Annotated in this window: 18 protein-coding genes; 9 read left to right on the top strand and 9 right to left on the bottom strand. The window is 70.3% G+C overall.

What is annotated here, in order from left to right:
* Positions 1-17: 17 nt before the first annotated feature.
* A complete protein-coding gene (locus tag OH804_RS34605; protein WP_406066784.1) occupies positions 18-920 on the bottom strand; it encodes a tryptophan 2,3-dioxygenase in 903 nt (300 codons plus the stop codon).
* 148 nt (positions 921-1068) lie between these two features.
* On the opposite strand from OH804_RS34605, the gene OH804_RS34600 reads away from it, so the two are divergent.
* From OH804_RS34600 to OH804_RS34590, 3 genes are all read left to right on the top strand, one after another.
* Positions 1069-1533 (top strand): Lrp/AsnC family transcriptional regulator, encoded by a 465-nt coding sequence (locus OH804_RS34600; RefSeq protein ID WP_112676060.1) that lies wholly within the window; start codon positions 1069-1071, stop codon positions 1531-1533.
* A gap of 96 nt (positions 1534-1629) precedes the next feature.
* The gene (locus OH804_RS34595; protein ID WP_406061859.1) at positions 1630-2154 is read left to right on the top strand and encodes a hypothetical protein; all 525 of its coding nucleotides are present in this window, start codon (positions 1630-1632) and stop codon (positions 2152-2154) included.
* A gap of 75 nt (positions 2155-2229) precedes the next feature.
* Complete coding sequence (locus OH804_RS34590; protein ID WP_406066783.1) at positions 2230-3003, top strand: class F sortase; 774 nt, start codon at positions 2230-2232, stop codon at positions 3001-3003.
* 24 nt (positions 3004-3027) lie between these two features.
* On the opposite strand, the gene OH804_RS34585 is transcribed toward OH804_RS34590, so the two are convergent.
* From OH804_RS34585 to OH804_RS34575, 3 genes are read right to left on the bottom strand one after another with little or no spacing between them, the layout of a single operon-like run.
* Positions 3028-3438: a type II toxin-antitoxin system VapC family toxin gene (locus OH804_RS34585; protein WP_406061857.1), complete on the bottom strand. Its 411-nt coding sequence runs from the start codon at positions 3436-3438 to the stop codon at positions 3028-3030.
* Entirely contained in the window at positions 3435-3713 is a 279-nt protein-coding gene (locus OH804_RS34580) for a type II toxin-antitoxin system Phd/YefM family antitoxin (RefSeq protein ID WP_196919359.1), read from the bottom strand. The genes OH804_RS34585 and OH804_RS34580 overlap by 4 nt, the downstream gene beginning before the upstream one ends.
* Positions 3714-3750: 37 nt before the next feature.
* Positions 3751-4494, bottom strand: coding sequence for a MerR family transcriptional regulator (locus OH804_RS34575; protein WP_406066781.1), 744 nt, complete (start codon positions 4492-4494; stop codon positions 3751-3753).
* Positions 4495-4548: 54 nt separating this feature from the next.
* Here OH804_RS34575 and OH804_RS34570 point away from each other — a divergent pair, with 54 nt between their 5' ends.
* Positions 4549-6144 carry a DUF6194 family protein gene (locus OH804_RS34570; RefSeq protein WP_406061855.1) on the top strand — a complete coding sequence of 532 codons (1596 nt, stop codon included), beginning with the start codon at positions 4549-4551 and terminating at the stop codon, positions 6142-6144.
* 15 nt (positions 6145-6159) lie between these two features.
* Here OH804_RS34570 and OH804_RS34565 read toward each other — a convergent pair whose 3' ends face one another.
* Entirely contained in the window at positions 6160-6696 is a 537-nt protein-coding gene (locus tag OH804_RS34565) for an HNH endonuclease (protein WP_030333470.1), read from the bottom strand.
* 286 nt (positions 6697-6982) lie between these two features.
* Here OH804_RS34565 and OH804_RS34560 point away from each other — a divergent pair, with 286 nt between their 5' ends.
* From OH804_RS34560 to OH804_RS34550, 3 genes are all read left to right on the top strand, one after another.
* Complete coding sequence (locus OH804_RS34560; RefSeq protein ID WP_196919361.1) at positions 6983-8041, top strand: mechanosensitive ion channel family protein; 1059 nt, start codon at positions 6983-6985, stop codon at positions 8039-8041.
* 232 nt (positions 8042-8273) lie between these two features.
* Positions 8274-9659, top strand: a complete 1386-nt coding sequence (locus tag OH804_RS34555) for an MFS transporter (protein ID WP_196919362.1) — start codon at positions 8274-8276, stop codon at positions 9657-9659.
* Positions 9660-9781: 122 nt separating this feature from the next.
* Entirely contained in the window at positions 9782-10210 is a 429-nt protein-coding gene (locus OH804_RS34550; RefSeq protein ID WP_307788498.1) for a globin, read from the top strand.
* 21 nt (positions 10211-10231) lie between these two features.
* On the opposite strand, the gene OH804_RS34545 is transcribed toward OH804_RS34550, so the two are convergent.
* From OH804_RS34545 to ettA, 4 genes are all read right to left on the bottom strand, one after another.
* Complete coding sequence (locus OH804_RS34545; protein WP_030333460.1) at positions 10232-10816, bottom strand: YbjN domain-containing protein; 585 nt, start codon at positions 10814-10816, stop codon at positions 10232-10234.
* 131 nt (positions 10817-10947) lie between these two features.
* Positions 10948-11691, bottom strand: a complete 744-nt coding sequence (locus tag OH804_RS34540) for a hypothetical protein (protein WP_196919364.1) — start codon at positions 11689-11691, stop codon at positions 10948-10950.
* Positions 11688-12134: a thioesterase family protein gene (locus tag OH804_RS34535; protein WP_112584127.1), complete on the bottom strand. Its 447-nt coding sequence runs from the start codon at positions 12132-12134 to the stop codon at positions 11688-11690. Before OH804_RS34535 ends, OH804_RS34540 begins: the two co-directional genes overlap by 4 nt.
* 12 nt (positions 12135-12146) lie before the next feature.
* Positions 12147-13823, bottom strand: a complete 1677-nt coding sequence (gene ettA / locus OH804_RS34530; RefSeq protein WP_196919365.1) for an energy-dependent translational throttle protein EttA — start codon at positions 13821-13823, stop codon at positions 12147-12149.
* Between the two features lie 210 nt (positions 13824-14033).
* Here ettA and OH804_RS34525 point away from each other — a divergent pair, with 210 nt between their 5' ends.
* Positions 14034-14318, top strand: a complete 285-nt coding sequence (locus OH804_RS34525) for a hypothetical protein (RefSeq protein ID WP_196919366.1) — start codon at positions 14034-14036, stop codon at positions 14316-14318.
* Positions 14311-14697, top strand: coding sequence for a hypothetical protein (locus OH804_RS34520; protein ID WP_196919367.1), 387 nt, complete (start codon positions 14311-14313; stop codon positions 14695-14697). Before OH804_RS34525 ends, OH804_RS34520 begins: the two co-directional genes overlap by 8 nt.
* Positions 14698-14785: the final 88 nt, after the last annotated feature.

The following is a 14785-nucleotide window of genomic DNA, read 5'->3' as shown; positions in this document are numbered from 1 at the left end:
TTCTTCTCGCTCTCCGGTCACATCGCGGTGCGGGCCGACCACAGCTCCGGGAAGACCACCCGGGCCATGCTGCGCTGCAACCACGCCAGGCCGGCGGAGCCTCCGCTGCCGACCTTGGCGCCCATCGTCCGCTGCACCGCCTTGACGTGGTTCCAGCGCCAGTCGCCGAACTCCTCGGCGACAGCGCTCAGCGCCTCACCGAGCAGTCGCAGGTGGTTGTCCGGGCTGGCGTCGTCGTAGATCCGTACCCAGGCCGCCTCGACCAACGGGTGCGGGTCGTGTTCGACTGCCACGTCCCGGTCGAGCAGGTCGGCGGGGAGGTCTAAGCCGCGACGGGCGAGCAGCGCGAGCACATCGTCCCAGAGGCTCGGGGTGGTCAGTGCGGCGCTCAGTTCGGCGTGCACCTCGGCCTGCCGGCGGAACGGGCGGATCAGCGTCGGGTCGCGCAGCCCGAGCAGGAACTCCAACTGCCGGTACATCGCCGACTGGAAGCCGGAGGCCTCGCCGAGCAGATTGCGGAACCGGTTGAAGTCGGCCGGGCTCATCCACCGCAGGCCCTGCCAGGCGGCGTTGAGCCCCTCCAGGTGCAGCTTGGCCCGGCCCAGCGGGGCCAGCGCCTCCCAGATCTGGTCGGCGCGAATCAGCCGCTGGGTCTCCCGCAGCTCGTGGCAGGTCAGCCCGAAGTACAGCTCCATGATCTGGCTGACCATCAGGAAGGACATCTCGCCCGGGTCACTGCTGAGCGGGTGCTGCATCTTGTGCAGGGCGCTGGCCTGCACGTACGCGTCGTACGGCGCCATGTCGGCGAACTCCAGGGTCGGCTCGCCGCCGGTGCGCGCCGCCTGCGCCGCACGCTGCCCGGGGGTCACCGGTTGCACCGTGGCACGGCGGTTCGGCGCCCGCCGATCCGTCTGATCCACCATCTCGTCTCCCTCCCCCGGACTAGTCGACGTCATGATCTCGCGGTCGGATCGGCCTGCGGAATGCCGAATCAACGGCTCTCGGCCCCTTCACCTGGCAAACCAAAAGCAACTAGGCGAAGTCGGTTCACGAAAGTAAGGTCTGAGCGTGGACGACATGGACTGGGCGCTGCTGCGCGAGTTGCAGGCCGACGCGCGGCTCTCCTTCAGTGAGTTGTCCCGGCGGGTGCACCTGTCGCCACCGTCGGTCGCGGAGCGGGTCCGCCGGCTGGAGGAGGCCGGGATCATCACCGGCTACCACGCCCACGTCGACCTGAGCCGCGCCGGCCGTACCGTGGTCGCGCTGATCCGGATGTCCTGCTACGGCGCGCGCTGCATCCTGCACGACCCCGCCGTGGCCGACTGGCCGGAGATCCTGGAGATCCACCGGATCACCGGGGACGCGTGCAGCGTGCTGAAGGTCGCGGCCGGATCGATCGGCGCGTTCGAGGGGGTCATCGACCGCCTCGCCCCGTACGGCCAACCGTCGAGCACGATGGTCCTCTCCTCCCCGCTGAACTGGCACCCCGTCACCCCCCTCCCCGCCACCGGGCCCGTCCCCCGCCCGCGCTGACCCCCTCGCCCCTCGGGTTTGCCCCCGCGCCAGCGGGAAAGCAGCGCGCGTGCCCAGGGGAGGGTTCCGGCGGTCGTCGCCGGTTGGGGGGAAATCATGCAGGCAGTCCGCACGATCAACCGCGCGCTCTCGTCCGTACTGACACTGGTGGGGCTTGTCGGGGCGTTCGTCCTGTTGTCGGTCGCACCGGCGCGGGCCGGCGAGAACGTCTTCGTCGAGGTGACACCGAACAGCGCCCAGGCCGGCAGCCGGGTCAACATCAAGGCGAGCTGCGACAACGACAACAACAACCGACAGTCCAACGTGCACTCCGACGCGTTCGGGCACGTGATGCTCAAACCGGACAAGGGTTTCCTGACCGGTCAGGTCACCATTCCGGGGGACAAGGCGGCCGGTGAGTACCCGGTCGACCTGCGTTGCGAGAACGGCCAAACGTCGTCGACCACGTTGACAGTGCTGAACATGGCCTCGCCGAGCAAGGGGCCGGCGACCGGTGGCGGTGGAATGGCCGGCGGTCGCGGCACCGGCTCGCTGCTGGTGCTCGGCGGCGTGGCATTGGTGGCCACCGCGGTCGTGCTCGGGATGGCCGGCGGCCGACGTCGACCGGGAGCCGGCTCCTGAGCCGGATCACCCATGACCCGCAGAACCGCGCGTGCGCGGCCGGATCGCCGCGCCCGCTTCCGGGCCGGGCCGGCGCTGCGCGCGTCCGGCCGGCTGGTGGCCCGCGTCTCCGGGCGGCTGCGCAGGGTCGCCGGGCAGGCCGTGTCGGCCAGTGTCACCACCACCGACCCGGCCGCCCGCCCGCTGCCGCCGAGGCGTCCGGCCGGGCCGGGGTCGGCCCGACACCGTTTCGCTACGAGCCCCGGGTTGCCCGTGCTGGCCATCGCCGCGCTGATGGTGCTGATCGTGGCGATGCTCGGCGTCGAGCAGGTGACCGGAATGAGCCTGCTGCCGGACCGGCTCAGCGCCGGCCTGCGGCCGCCGCCGAAGAAGTTCCCGGTGCTGCCGGCCAGCCAGCCGACCAGCCTCGCCATCGAGAAGATCGACGTGCGGGCGCCCGTGCACGACGTGGGCATCGCCCCGGACGGCACGATCGCCGTGCCGGACGCGGCCCGCGCCCAGGAGGCCGGCTGGTACGACCAGGGGCCCACCCCCGGCCAGTACGGCCCAGCCGTGATCGTCGGGCACGTCGACACCACCAGCGGCCCGGCGGTCTTCCACAAGCTCCGTGAGCTGCGTTCCGGTGACGAGATCGAGGTCACCCGCACCGACCGGCGCGTGGCGGTCTTCGAGGTCAACTCGGTGGAGAAGTTCGACAAGGGCCGGCTGCCGGTGGACGAGGTGTACGGCGACTTCAGCCGTCCGAGCCTCCGACTGATCACCTGTGGCGGCCAGTGGGTCGGCGGCGAGACTGGCTACGCGGACAACGTGGTGGTCTTCGCCTCGCTGGTCAAGGCGCGTCCAGGGTGAGAGCGGGCAGATCGGAACTACGGGTCAGTTCAGGCCTGGGCTTGCCACGGGCAGCCCTGCGGCCTTGGCACACTCGAGCAGTCGCCGGTCATAGCTGACGAATGCGATAAGTGTCGTTCCGGACTCGTTTGTCAGAACCTGGGCCGTGGCAAGGTGGATGGCGTCGAGGCTGCGTAGCGTCGGCTCGGCGAACGCAGCTGCGGTCGCGCGGACAGTGCTGTCGATCTCCAGCCGGAAGAGGCGTCCGACGGCAGCCGGCACTCCGATCAACGCTTGCGGGGCTGATCGGCGCAACGCTCTGGTCACCTCAACCTCGACGAGGGCGGAGGAGGTCAGCGGGACGTCTCCGTGGCTGTTGAGCCAGGAGACGAGGTCAGCGCTGTATTCCTCCTGCCGAACCAGCTTGACGACGGCGGCGGAGTCGAGATAGATCACCAGCGCTCCTCGTCCCGCATGGCGGCGAGCGTGGCGGCGACGTCCACATCCTCAGCGCCGAGCTTGGGCGGAAGCGGGACAGGACCACCGCCGGTTGGAGCGACCGCCCGCCCCGCCGCCACGAGCTTGGCCAGCACCGACCTGTCGTCGCTGACCGGAACGAGGCGGGCGACGGGGCGCCCGCGATCGGTGATCTCGACCGTCTCGCCGCGGCTCACCCGAGCCAGGACCTGACTCGTGTTCTGGTTCAGCTCTCGAACCCCGATACGCTCCACGAACACAGTGTAGAACTAAATGTTCTACACTGCGGGCCTATTCGCCTCTTATCGAGAGGACGGCGGCCGCCTCGACGTATTCGGCGAGCCGGGCGGCCCCGGTGAGCATGGCCCGGCCTCGCTCGGTGAGCCGTTGCCGCCACTGACCCAGCGACGCGGCGAGGGGTTCGGCACCGCCAGCGTCGCGCACTCGACGCAGCACGCCGGTGATGTGGTCGAGCCGGTACCCACCGCGGCGCAACAGGTGAGCGAGTTCGGCGTCACGGACGTCATCGGGCAGGTAGAGCCGGTAGTGGGTCACCGGATCACGTACCGGTCGCAGCACCCCGGCCCGCTCCCACTTGCGCAGCGTGGCCGGCTGTAGACCGAGCCGGTGAGCCAGCACGCTGATCGGGACGGCCTTCTGGCTCCGCGGTTGCGGGCTCGTCCCGGTGAGGGTCGCCACCGCCGTCTCGACCGCGTCCAGGGTCTCCCGATCGCGCTGGAGCAGGGCATGGCCCTGGTCGATGGTGCGCAACGCCGTGTCGATGTCGCCCCGGTTGACGGCCCGCATGATCTCGCCGCTGGCCGCATAGCCGTGGCCCGTGATCAACGCGAGGTAGGCACGCAGCGCCGTGACGTGCAGCTCGGTGAAGCGACGGTAGCCGTTCGGGGTGCGCTGGGCCGGAGGCAGGACGCCGTCTCGTTCGTAGTTGCGCACGGCCTGCGCGGAGAGGCCGTGGGCGCGCGCGAGATCCACCGGTCGGCGTACCAGGGGGTTTGAAGGTTCTGTGGCCGTCATCGCGCTCCACCGCTCGTAAGTCTCAAACGCTGGTTCAACGATACGGTTCATGGAATGCCATCTTTTCTCGACCTGCTGGCGGTCTCGCCAGACCTGCTCGCGCTCGGCGAACCGACGCACGGTGAATCCGCCTTCCTCCAACTCCGCAACGAAGCGTTCCTGTCGCTGGCCGAGCACGGCTACCGCTCGATCGCCGTGGAGAGCGACCGGGCGGCCGGACTGATCGCCGACGACTTCGTGCAGGGCGCCGCCGCCGTGACCCTCGACCGTGCGCTCAGCGAAGGGTTCAGCCACGGATTCGGGGCCGCCCCGGCCAACCGCGACCTCCTGCTGCGCATGCGGGAGTGGAACGCCGGGCGACCGGTCGCCGAGCGCCTGACCTTCCACGGCTTCGACGCCCCGGTGGAGCTGGAGAGCGCCCCGAGCCCGCGCCACCACCTCAACCAGGTCTGCCACTTCCTCGACCTGGACCGGTCAACCGAGATCGACGACCTGATCGGGGACGAGGCGCTGTGGAGTGACACGGCCGCGATCTGGGAACCGGGCCGATCGGTCGGGCGCTCCACCGACGCCCAGCGACTGCGGGTGCTCGCCGACGACCTGCTGACCGAGTTGTACCTGCGGGCGCCGGGCAGGTCAGCCGGCTGGTCGGCGGCGTTCGTACACGCCACCGCCGCTGTCGCACTGCTGCGCTACCACGCCGCAGCCGCCGCACCACTTGCCCAGGAGGAACGCTTCGCCCGCCTGGCCGCGGTCCGGGACGCGCTGATGGCCGAGAACCTGCTCGCGATCCGATCGGCCGAGGCACACCGCGGGCCCACACTGGTCTTCGCGCACAACACGCACCTCCAGCGCCACCAGAGCACGATGACGCTGGCCGACACGGAGGTGTCCTGGGCCGGCGCCGGAGCGATCCTCGCGTCCCTGCTGGGCGGGCGTTACGCGGTGATCGTCGGCAGCCTCGGCGCGAGCCCGGCGCTCGGCATCGGGACGCCCACCGCCTCGACCTATGAGGGCAGACTCCAGCAGGATTCCGGCCTTCCCCGGTACCTGCCGGCGTCCGACATCGCGGTGGCCGAGCAGCGGACACACGACTACCGCTACTTCCCGCTCAACCAGGCCACCATCGAACACGCCGACGCGATCCTGCACGTCCCGACCGGTGTCGACGCGGCAGTGCTCGCCGATCGGATCACCGCGCTACCCGGCGTCGAGCAGCTCGTGGCAAGCGAGGAGAACGGATCACCCGAGGCGGCCTGGGGCGACCGGTTCTTCTTCGTCGGCCCGGACCGCCGCCAGCCGTTCGCCACCATCGTCGAGCACGACGTGCCCGGCTTCGACGAGGCCTCGCAGCTTGACCGCCCTGGCGTCTTCCGCCTCAACCTGGACCTGGGCCGGGCCGAGTTCGAGCGGCGGTTCGGCTTCCCGCCCAAGGCATTCGAGGAGCACCGGCACGAGTTCGACTTCGCCCGACTGGACACCCTCGTACCGCACCCGGGCTACGCACAGTACGGCTTCGCCAGCATCGTCATGCCCGGTCCGCACCTGCTGCCGGAGATCGACCGGCTCATCGCGACCGCACACGGCCGAGCGGTCGACCGCCACGAACGCGCAGCGCGCCGGGTGAACCATCCGCACCCCGGAGCCTGACCACGCCCTCCGGAGTCAGGCGGCTGCCTCGGGCTCCCGCAGGTCCAGCCAGTCCGCCCAGCGGGGGTCGGGGGCGCGGTGACCCAGCACCCGCCAGGCGGTGCCCTTCGGGGCGGCCGGCAACGCGTGTAACCGCCACCCCATCTCGGCCGGGGTCTTGTCGCCCTTGGTGTGGTTGCACCGTGCGCACGCGGCGACCACGTTCTCCCAGGCGTGCCGGCCACCCCGGCTACGCGGAAAGACGTGGTCGATGGTCTCGGCCGGGCCCCGGCAGTAGGCGCACCGCCAGCCGTCCCGGGCGAAGATCGCCCGCCGGGACAGCCCGACATGTGTTCGGTACGGCACACGAACGAAGCGCGTCAGCCGGACCACTGAGGGCACCGGGAGCGCGTCCCGGGCACTGTGCAGGATGCCGTCACCATCGGCGACGCAGACCGCCTTGGCGGAGAGGACGAGGATCGCGGCGCGACGCACCGACACGACACACAGCGGCTCGTAGGTGGCGTTGAGGACCAACGCGCCGGAGCCCACCGTGGGTCGTATGTCAGGCATCGCGCTCACCCTCCCGGTTCAGCGGCTGCTGCGGACCGCCGTCGACCGGGGCCGGGCACAACGGCCCACACGGTCGACGCCGGGCCGATCACCGACGTCCGTTGCGCCAATAGTCCCTGATCGGACCCCGGATTGCACGTACTAATCTCTCTTCTGGTAAGCGGATCACCCGCGCCGGGGCGGGTAGCCGCTCCAGCCTGGGCGGACGCTGCCGTGGTGACGGATTTACGACGCCCTCGGTGGCGAATCACCCGGCCGGTGGGTCGGCGGCGGGCGCTCGGGTCCCTTGCGGTACGAAGACAGGGTGAGTGCCGCCAGCGTGACGCCCCTAGCCCTGTCCGACGCCGTCTCGGTGAGCTGTCAGGGCAGTACCTCCTGCGAGTGGATCTACGACATCACCAGGTCGGCCTGGTTCGCCGAGGGAAGCTACTGGATCCTGCTCAAGCCGCTTCGGGTGCTGCTGATCCTGGCACTGGCGATGGTGGCCCGCTGGGCGCTGCACCGGACGATCAACCGGCTGGTCCGGACGACCACCGACGGTGCGGTGCCGACGATGCTGCGGCCGCTACGTGAGCGGGTGCCCACCGCCGCGGCCGACCCGGCCGAGTTCGTACCCGAGCGGCGACGGCAGCGGGCCGAGGCGATCGGGTCGGTGCTGCGCAGCCTGACCACCGCGTTCGTGTTCGGCATCGCGCTGCTGATGATCCTGCGGGAGTTCAGCTTCGACCTGGCGCCGCTGCTGGCCAGCGCGGGGATCGCCGGCGTCGCGCTGGGCTTCGGCGCGCAGAGCCTGGTGAAGGACCTGATAGCCGGCCTCTTCATGCTGATCGAGGACCAGTACGGCGTGGGTGACAACGTCGACCTGGGCGAGGCGATGGGCGTGGTCGAGTCGGTCGGCCTGCGGGTCACCACGGTGCGCGACGGGCGCGGTGTGCTGTGGTACATCCGCAACGGCGAGATCATCCGGGTGGGCAACAAGAGCCAGGGTTGGGCCCTCGTGGTGGTGGACCTGCCGATCGGCTTCAACAGCACCGAGGAGGCCACAGCGGTGCTCCGGACCGCTGCCGCCTCGGTCGCGATGGACCCGGAGCTGTCGCCGGAGATCGTGGAGGCGCCCGAGGTGCTGGGTGTCGAGCAGGTGACTGTGGACGGCGCGGTCATCCGCACTGTGGTGAAGACGACCGCGGACGGGCAGTTCGCTGTCGGCCGGGAGTTGCGTCGGCGTCTCGCGGAGGCTCTGGAGAACTCGGGAATCACCGCGCAGATCGCGGCCGCCCGCATCTATCCCGGCCTGTCCACCCGGCCGTTGCCCGAGGGTGAGACTGGTCAGGGCGGTGCCACCTGACCCCTCGACACTGACCTGTGATTCAGGGGTCGCGAGCCGGCCGGCCCCTCGGGTATCGTCCGTTCGTTCAGTCGGGGAGGCGACGAACGACCCGTTCGACCTAGCTAGTTGTCAGACGATCGGGCAGAATCCGGAGCACGCGTTCCCACCAAAGCGTGATCACATCCTCGCTGATCCGTAGATCTGACGAGAGCTTCCGGCCCGGCTGCCACGAGCGGTCGAGCCGGGGCCGATGGAGGCGACGGTGCCTGACGAGCGACCTTCCGCGGAAGGCCCCGCCACGTTTCGCGAAGTGTTCGCCCAGCGCGAGTTTCGGGCTGTGTTCCTGGCTGGCTCTCTCTCCTGGGTCGGCGACTATGTCGCGAAGGCCGCCGTCACCCTGCTCGTCTTCCAGCAGACCCGGTCAGTCGCGCTCTCCGCTGCTGCTTTCGCGGTCAGCTTCCTGCCCTGGCTGCTCGGCGGTCCCGTGCTCGCCGCACTCGCGGAGCGGTACGCGTACCGCCGGGTGATGGTGGCGTGCGACCTCATTCGCATGGCGCTGATGCTGGTCATCGCCATTCCCAGCCTGCCGTACCAGGCGGTGCTGGTGCTCATCTTCGCCGCCACGTTGGCCAACCCACCGAGCCAGGCGGCGAAGTCCGCGCTGATCCCGCAGCTGCTCACCGGGGACCGACTGGTGTTGGGGCTGTCGCTGAACAGCAGCGTGGGGCAGGCCGCCCAGGTCGTGGGGTACGTGTTCGGCGCCGCCGTCGCCGCGATCGACCCGGAGGTGGCGCTGCTGTTCAACGCGGCCACGTTCGGCTTCTCGGCGCTGCTGGTCCGTTTCGGGGTGCGCCACCGCCCGCCGGTGATGAACCCGGCCCACCGCAGCCACCTGCTGCGGGAGACCCGCGAGGGGTTCGGCATCGTGTTCCGTACACCGGTGCTGCGGGCCATCGCGGTGCTGGTGTTCAGCGCAATGCTCTTCTCGATCGTCCCCGAGGGGTTGGCCGCGGCCTGGGCCAACGACGAGAGTCGCGGCGCGGTGAGCGCGGGCACCGCACAGGCAGCGATCATGGTGGCGAACCCGGTCGGCTTCATCCTCGGTGGGTTGCTGGTGAGTCGCCTGTTCGGGCCGGCTCGCCGGCTGAAGCTGATGCGGCCGCTCGCGGTGCTCGCCCCGTTGATGCTCGTACCGGTGCTGTTCGATCCCCCGCCGTTGGTGGTCGCGCTGCTCGCCGCGCTCTGCGGGTTCGCGGTCGCCGGCATGATGCCGATGGCCAACGGGTTGTTCGTCCAGGCGCTGCCGAACGGGTTCCGGGCCCGCGCCTTCGGCGTGATGGCTACCGGTGTGCAGGTCATCCAGGGTTTCGCGGTGCTGGTCACCGGGGTGCTCGCCGAACGGTTCCCCATTCCCATCGTGGTCGGGGTGTGGAGCGCGGCCGGGGTGGTGCTGATGGCGGTGGCCAGCCTGCGCTGGCCGGACCGGCAGACGGTGGACGATGCGATCGCTGCCGCCTCGCTGGCCAACGCCGATCCGCCGCCCTCCAGGCCCGACGGCCCGGCCAGCGACGGCACGGTGGGAGACACGTCCGACTCTCATGCCGGTGACGGCCACCGCCGGCACGCGGTCACCTGACCCGTCAAGCCGACGTCACCAGCGGGCCGGGTGCCGGGCATTCGGGGGTGTCGAACCCGGCGTGATCCGACGCACGCCGTGCGGGTCGGGTCGACACCGGGCGCACCTGGCAGGATGGAACTGTGACTTCCGCAGGTGAATCCGACCGTCCCGGTGCGTCGATGACCCTCTTCGAAGCGGTCGGTGGCGAACCCACCTTCCGCAAGCTGGTCGACGAGTTCTACGCCGGTGTCGCCACCGATCCCCTGCTGCGGCCCATGTACCCGGAGGAGGACCTGGGCCCGGCCGCGGACCGGATGACCCTGTTCCTGATGCAGTACTGGGGCGGCCCGAACACGTACTCCGCCCAACGCGGGCACCCCCGGCTGCGGATGCGGCACGCGCCGTTCCGCATCGGCGCCGCCGAACGGGACGCCTGGCTGCGGAACATGCGCCGCGCCGTGGACCGGCTCGACCTGGAGCCGGAGGTCGCCGGCACACTCTGGGACTATCTGGAGCGGGCCGCGTACTTCATGGTCAACGTCGAGGACGACCCGGCCAACGGCGGCTGACCCGCCCGACCCGGCGTGGCGTCAGAGCAGCGCGCCCTCGTCGTGCAGCCAGTCCACGAAGCTGGTGGCGACCGCCGCGCCGCAGTCGAGCATCTCGACCAGGAGCGCGTCGTGGGTGCCGGCACCCAGCGGCACCTGAAGCTCGGCGTAGATCGGCAGCTGACCGCGCTCGGTCGGGTCGCCGATGTACGCCTTGCAGAACCGACGGGTGTGGTTCCACTCGTTGACCACCCGGTACGCCCGGTCGGCCCAGTCCGGCGGGACCGTGGCGTGCGGACGTGCCCGCATGACCAGGATCTCGTCCTCCGGGCCTTCCAGCGTGACCAGCACGGCGTGCCGTTCCCACATCGCCAGCAGGTTGCCGTCGCCGTCGGCCAGGTAACGCACGTCGAGCAGATCGAGTGCGTCACAGACCCGGCGCAGACTCACCGGCTCGACGGTGGCGGGCATCTCCGTCAGCACGGGCCGCTCGTTGGACGGGCAGTCGTCCCCCGGCTGGCGAGGACTGGGCGGTCCGATCCGGACCGCGCTATCGACTGTGATCCCGCTTCGGGTTTCCGGATCGCCGCCGTCGGCGGGACCGGGGCGCCATGACCACCACGGCATCGCTCGCGCACCTCACTCCCCAGCGGATCCAGTCGCCTACGGTGCGTTGGATCCGAGGATGGACGGTACCCGGACAGCCGGGTTGAAGCACCCCCCCAACGACCGCCCCTGACCAGAAGAACGATCTGGGGTCATCCGTTCGTACGAGTACTGAGGGGTGTCACGGCAAGATCCGTGGCCTTCTGCAACCATGCCGCTCCGTGCGGTCCCACCAGGCCGACCCAACGACCGGCCACCCGCACCTGAACGGCGTTCGCGCCCTCGCCAGCCGCCGAGTCGTCGGCGGCGCCGAGGAAGCCCATCCGGACCACCCCCTGCACCAGCCGCTGCGGCACCTCGACCGGCGCGGCGGGCGCCCCGTCCGGGGTGATCAGCACCGCCACGTGGTCGAGCAACGCGTCACGCAGCGCCCGCTGGCCCACGGCCCGGCCGGCGACCCCCTCCTCGCTCGCCGTCCGCAGGGTGCCCGCCGCCGCGGCCGCGATCCGTCGCACCTCGGCGACGGGCAGCGCCTCCACCTGACGGCTCCGCGTCGGCGGGAGCGGCCACCGCCACTGGGCGTCCCGGCGGGTCGGCAGGGCCGTGCCGCCCCGTTCCAACTCGGCGAGCAGCTCAGCGGCCGCCACCGTGACGTCCTCGGCGACACCGTCGGCCGGCCCACCGGCGACCGTGCGGACCACCAGAACCTGCCACGGCAGCCGGGCCCACAGGGCGACCCGGCCGGGGGCGCCGGCCGGCCGCAGCCGGACCGGCGATGCCGGATCCAGCCGGACCAGCCGGGCCAGAAAGGCGCCCGCGTCGGCCACCCCGGCGACCCCGTGCGTGGACGCCGAGGCCGCCACCCGGCCCGGCTCAGCGGTGCCCGGCCGGGTCACGCCACACCACCCTGCGGGGCGTACGTGAGCAGGAAGTCCCGTTCCTCGGTGGTGATCCGCCGGGGCACCTGACGGGTCAGGTCGAACGGCACCAGCACCGAGCGGGCACGGCTGGCCAGCACCTCGCCGTCGTACAACTCGTAGGCGACGGTGAACCGGGAGGCCCGGATCTCCTCCACCCACAGCTCGATCCGCACTGTCGGTGCCGCCTCTGCGGTGGCCCGGCCGAGCGCGTAGTCGACCGGGCGCAGGTAGTCGACCTCGTGCCGGCGGATCACCACCCCGTCGGCGAACGAGCCGACGCCCCAGGCCCGGCCGCCGGCGAACATCAACGCCACCCGCGCCTCCTCGTACAGGGTGAGGAAGCGCGAGTTGTTGACGTGGCCGTACGCGTCCAGGTCGGACCAGCGCAGGGTGCAGTGGTAGACGAAGCGGTCAGACACCGTCTCGGCCGGTCAGTCGCGGGTCAGCTTGCGGTAGGTCACCCGGTGCGGCCGAGCGGCCTCCGCACCGAGCCTGTCGATCTTGTTCTTCTCGTACGCCTCGAAGTTGCCCTCGAACCAGAACCACCTGGACGGGTCCTGGTCGTCGCCCTCCCAGGCCAGGATGTGCGTGGCGACGCGGTCCAGGAACATCCGGTCGTGCGAGATGACCACGGCGCAGCCGGGGAAGTCCAGCAGTGCGTTCTCCAGGCTGGACAGCGTCTCCACGTCCAGGTCGTTCGTCGGCTCGTCGAGCAGGATGACGTTGCCGCCGATCTTCAGGGTCAGCGCCAGGTTGAGCCGGTTGCGCTCACCGCCGGAGAGCACCTTCGTCGGCTTCTGCTGGTCCGGGCCCTTGAAGCCGAACGCGGCGATGTACGCCCGCGACGGCATCTCGACCTTGCCCACCATCAGGTAGTCCAGCCCGTCGGAGACGACCTCCCAGACGGTCTTGTCGCCGTTGAGGCCCTCACGGTTCTGGTCGACGTACGACAGCGAGACGGTGGGGCCGACCCGGACCTGGCCGCCGGTCGGCTCCTCCAGCCCGACGATGGTCTTGAACAGGGTGGTCTTGCCGACGCCGTTGGGGCCGATGATGCCGACGATGCCGTTGCGCGGCAGCGAGAACGACAGGTTGTCGATCAGCAGCCGGTCGCCGAAGCCCTTGCTCAGGTTGACCGCCTCGATCACCGTGCTGCCCAGGCGCGGGCCCGGCGGGATCTGGATCTCCTCGAAGTCGAGCTTGCGGGTCTTCTCCGCCTCGTTGGCCATCTCGTCGTACCGGTCCAGGCGGGCCTTGGACTTGGTCTGCCGGGCCTTGGCGTTGGAGCGGACCCACTCCAGCTCCTCGGTGAGGCGCTTCTTCATCTTGGCGTCGCGGCGACCCTCGACGGCCAGCCGGGCGGCCTTCTTCTCCAGGTAGGTGGAGTAGTTGCCCTCGTATCCGATCGCCCGGCCACGGTCCAGCTCCAGGATCCAGCCGGCCACGTTGTCGAGGAAGTACCGGTCGTGGGTGATCGCCATGACGGTGCCGGCGTACTTCGCCAGGTGCTGCTCCAGCCAGGAGACGCTCTCCGCGTCCAGGTGGTTGGTGGGCTCGTCGAGCAGCAGCAGGTCGGGCGCCTCCAGCAGCAGCTTGCAGAGCGCCACCCGGCGACGCTCACCACCGGAGAGCTGGGTCACGTCGGCGTCCGGCGGCGGGCAGCGCAGCGCGTCCATGGCCAGTTCGAGCTTGGAGTCGACGTCCCAGGCGTCGAGGTGATCAAGCTCCTCCTGGAGCTTGCCCATCTCCTCCATCAGCTCGTCGGAGTAGTCGGTGGCCATCTGCTCGGCGATCTTGTTGAACCGCTCCAGCTTGGCCTTGGTCTCGGCGACCGCCTCCTCGACGTTGCCGAGCACGGTCTTGGCCTCGTTGAGCGGGGGCTCCTGGGCGAGCATGCCGACGGTGTAGCCGGGCATGAGTCGGGCCTCGCCGTTGCTCGGCTTGTCCAGCCCTGCCATGATCTTGAGGAGGCTGGACTTACCGGCGCCGTTCGGACCGAGCACACCGATCTTGGCCCCCGGCAGGAAGCTCAACGTGACGTTGTCGAGCACGACCTTGTCGCCGTGCGCCTTGCGCGCCTTTTCCAGGACGTAGATGTACTGGGCCACGGTGCGGGCTACCTCCGTCGGTTGCTGTCGCTGATCGGCGGCGCGGCGCGGGCTGCGAGGACCGCCCGCCGCCGCCGGCCTGGAGCCGGCCGCGCGCACGCCATCGTCAATCCTGACAGGTACGGCGCGCTTCGCCCACATCACCCCGCCCCAGGAGTACGCGGGCGCGCCGCGTTGCCGACCGTGGTATCACCCGCTAGCGTCCTCGGTATGACCAAGAAGATCGCCATCAGCGTGCCGGATGACGTGGCGGAGCGGCTGGCCGAGGAATCCAACGTCTCCGCTTTCATCACCGACTCCGTTCGTCAGCGGATGGCTGGCGAGCGCACGAGGCGGACGCTTCGACAGGTGGGCTTCCAACTCACGGACGAAGGCCTCGCAGAGGCGGGCAGGAAGCTCGACGAGGCTCACGCGAAGATCACCCCGGAACTGCGATCCAAGGCAGCCGCGCTGCTGGGCGAGGCGTCTCGCGGACGGATGACCATTCGTGACTGATGCCGGCCTCGTCCTCGACACGGGCTGCCTCCTCGCCTACTCGGAAGGCATGGAAGCGGTCGGGGAGCAGATCGCGAAAGTCGCGGACAAGGGGCAGGGCGTGATCATCCCGGCGCTCTGCCTCGCCGCCGCGTACCGCCAGGTGACCAGCGACGGCTGGCCACTGCTCGACATCGTCGGCGATCTGGAGCAGGTCATGGTCACGCCCGTCGAGCACGACATGTGCGCCATCCTCGGCGGCTGGTCACGAACCCTCGGCGGCATGGACCTGGCCCAGGCTGCGATGGAGGCGGCTCGGGCGATCACACCGATCATGACGGACCGGCGGGAGCTGCTCGGCGAGGTACTGCCGAAGGAATGGCCGATCATCGACCTCTGACCCACCGGCTGTCGACAAGATCACCCTTAGGATTCGGTCGGACCGAGGCGGGTAGGAGACTCCGGCACGGGGCACAAGACGCCGCAGC

The sequence above is a fragment of the Micromonospora sp. NBC_00860 genome, assembly GCF_045207375.1.
Classification (GTDB): Bacteria; Actinomycetota; Actinomycetes; order Mycobacteriales; family Micromonosporaceae; genus Micromonospora; species Micromonospora vinacea.
Note: the sequence above shows the minus strand (reverse complement) of the source record. Positions and strands in the feature narration are given on the sequence as shown.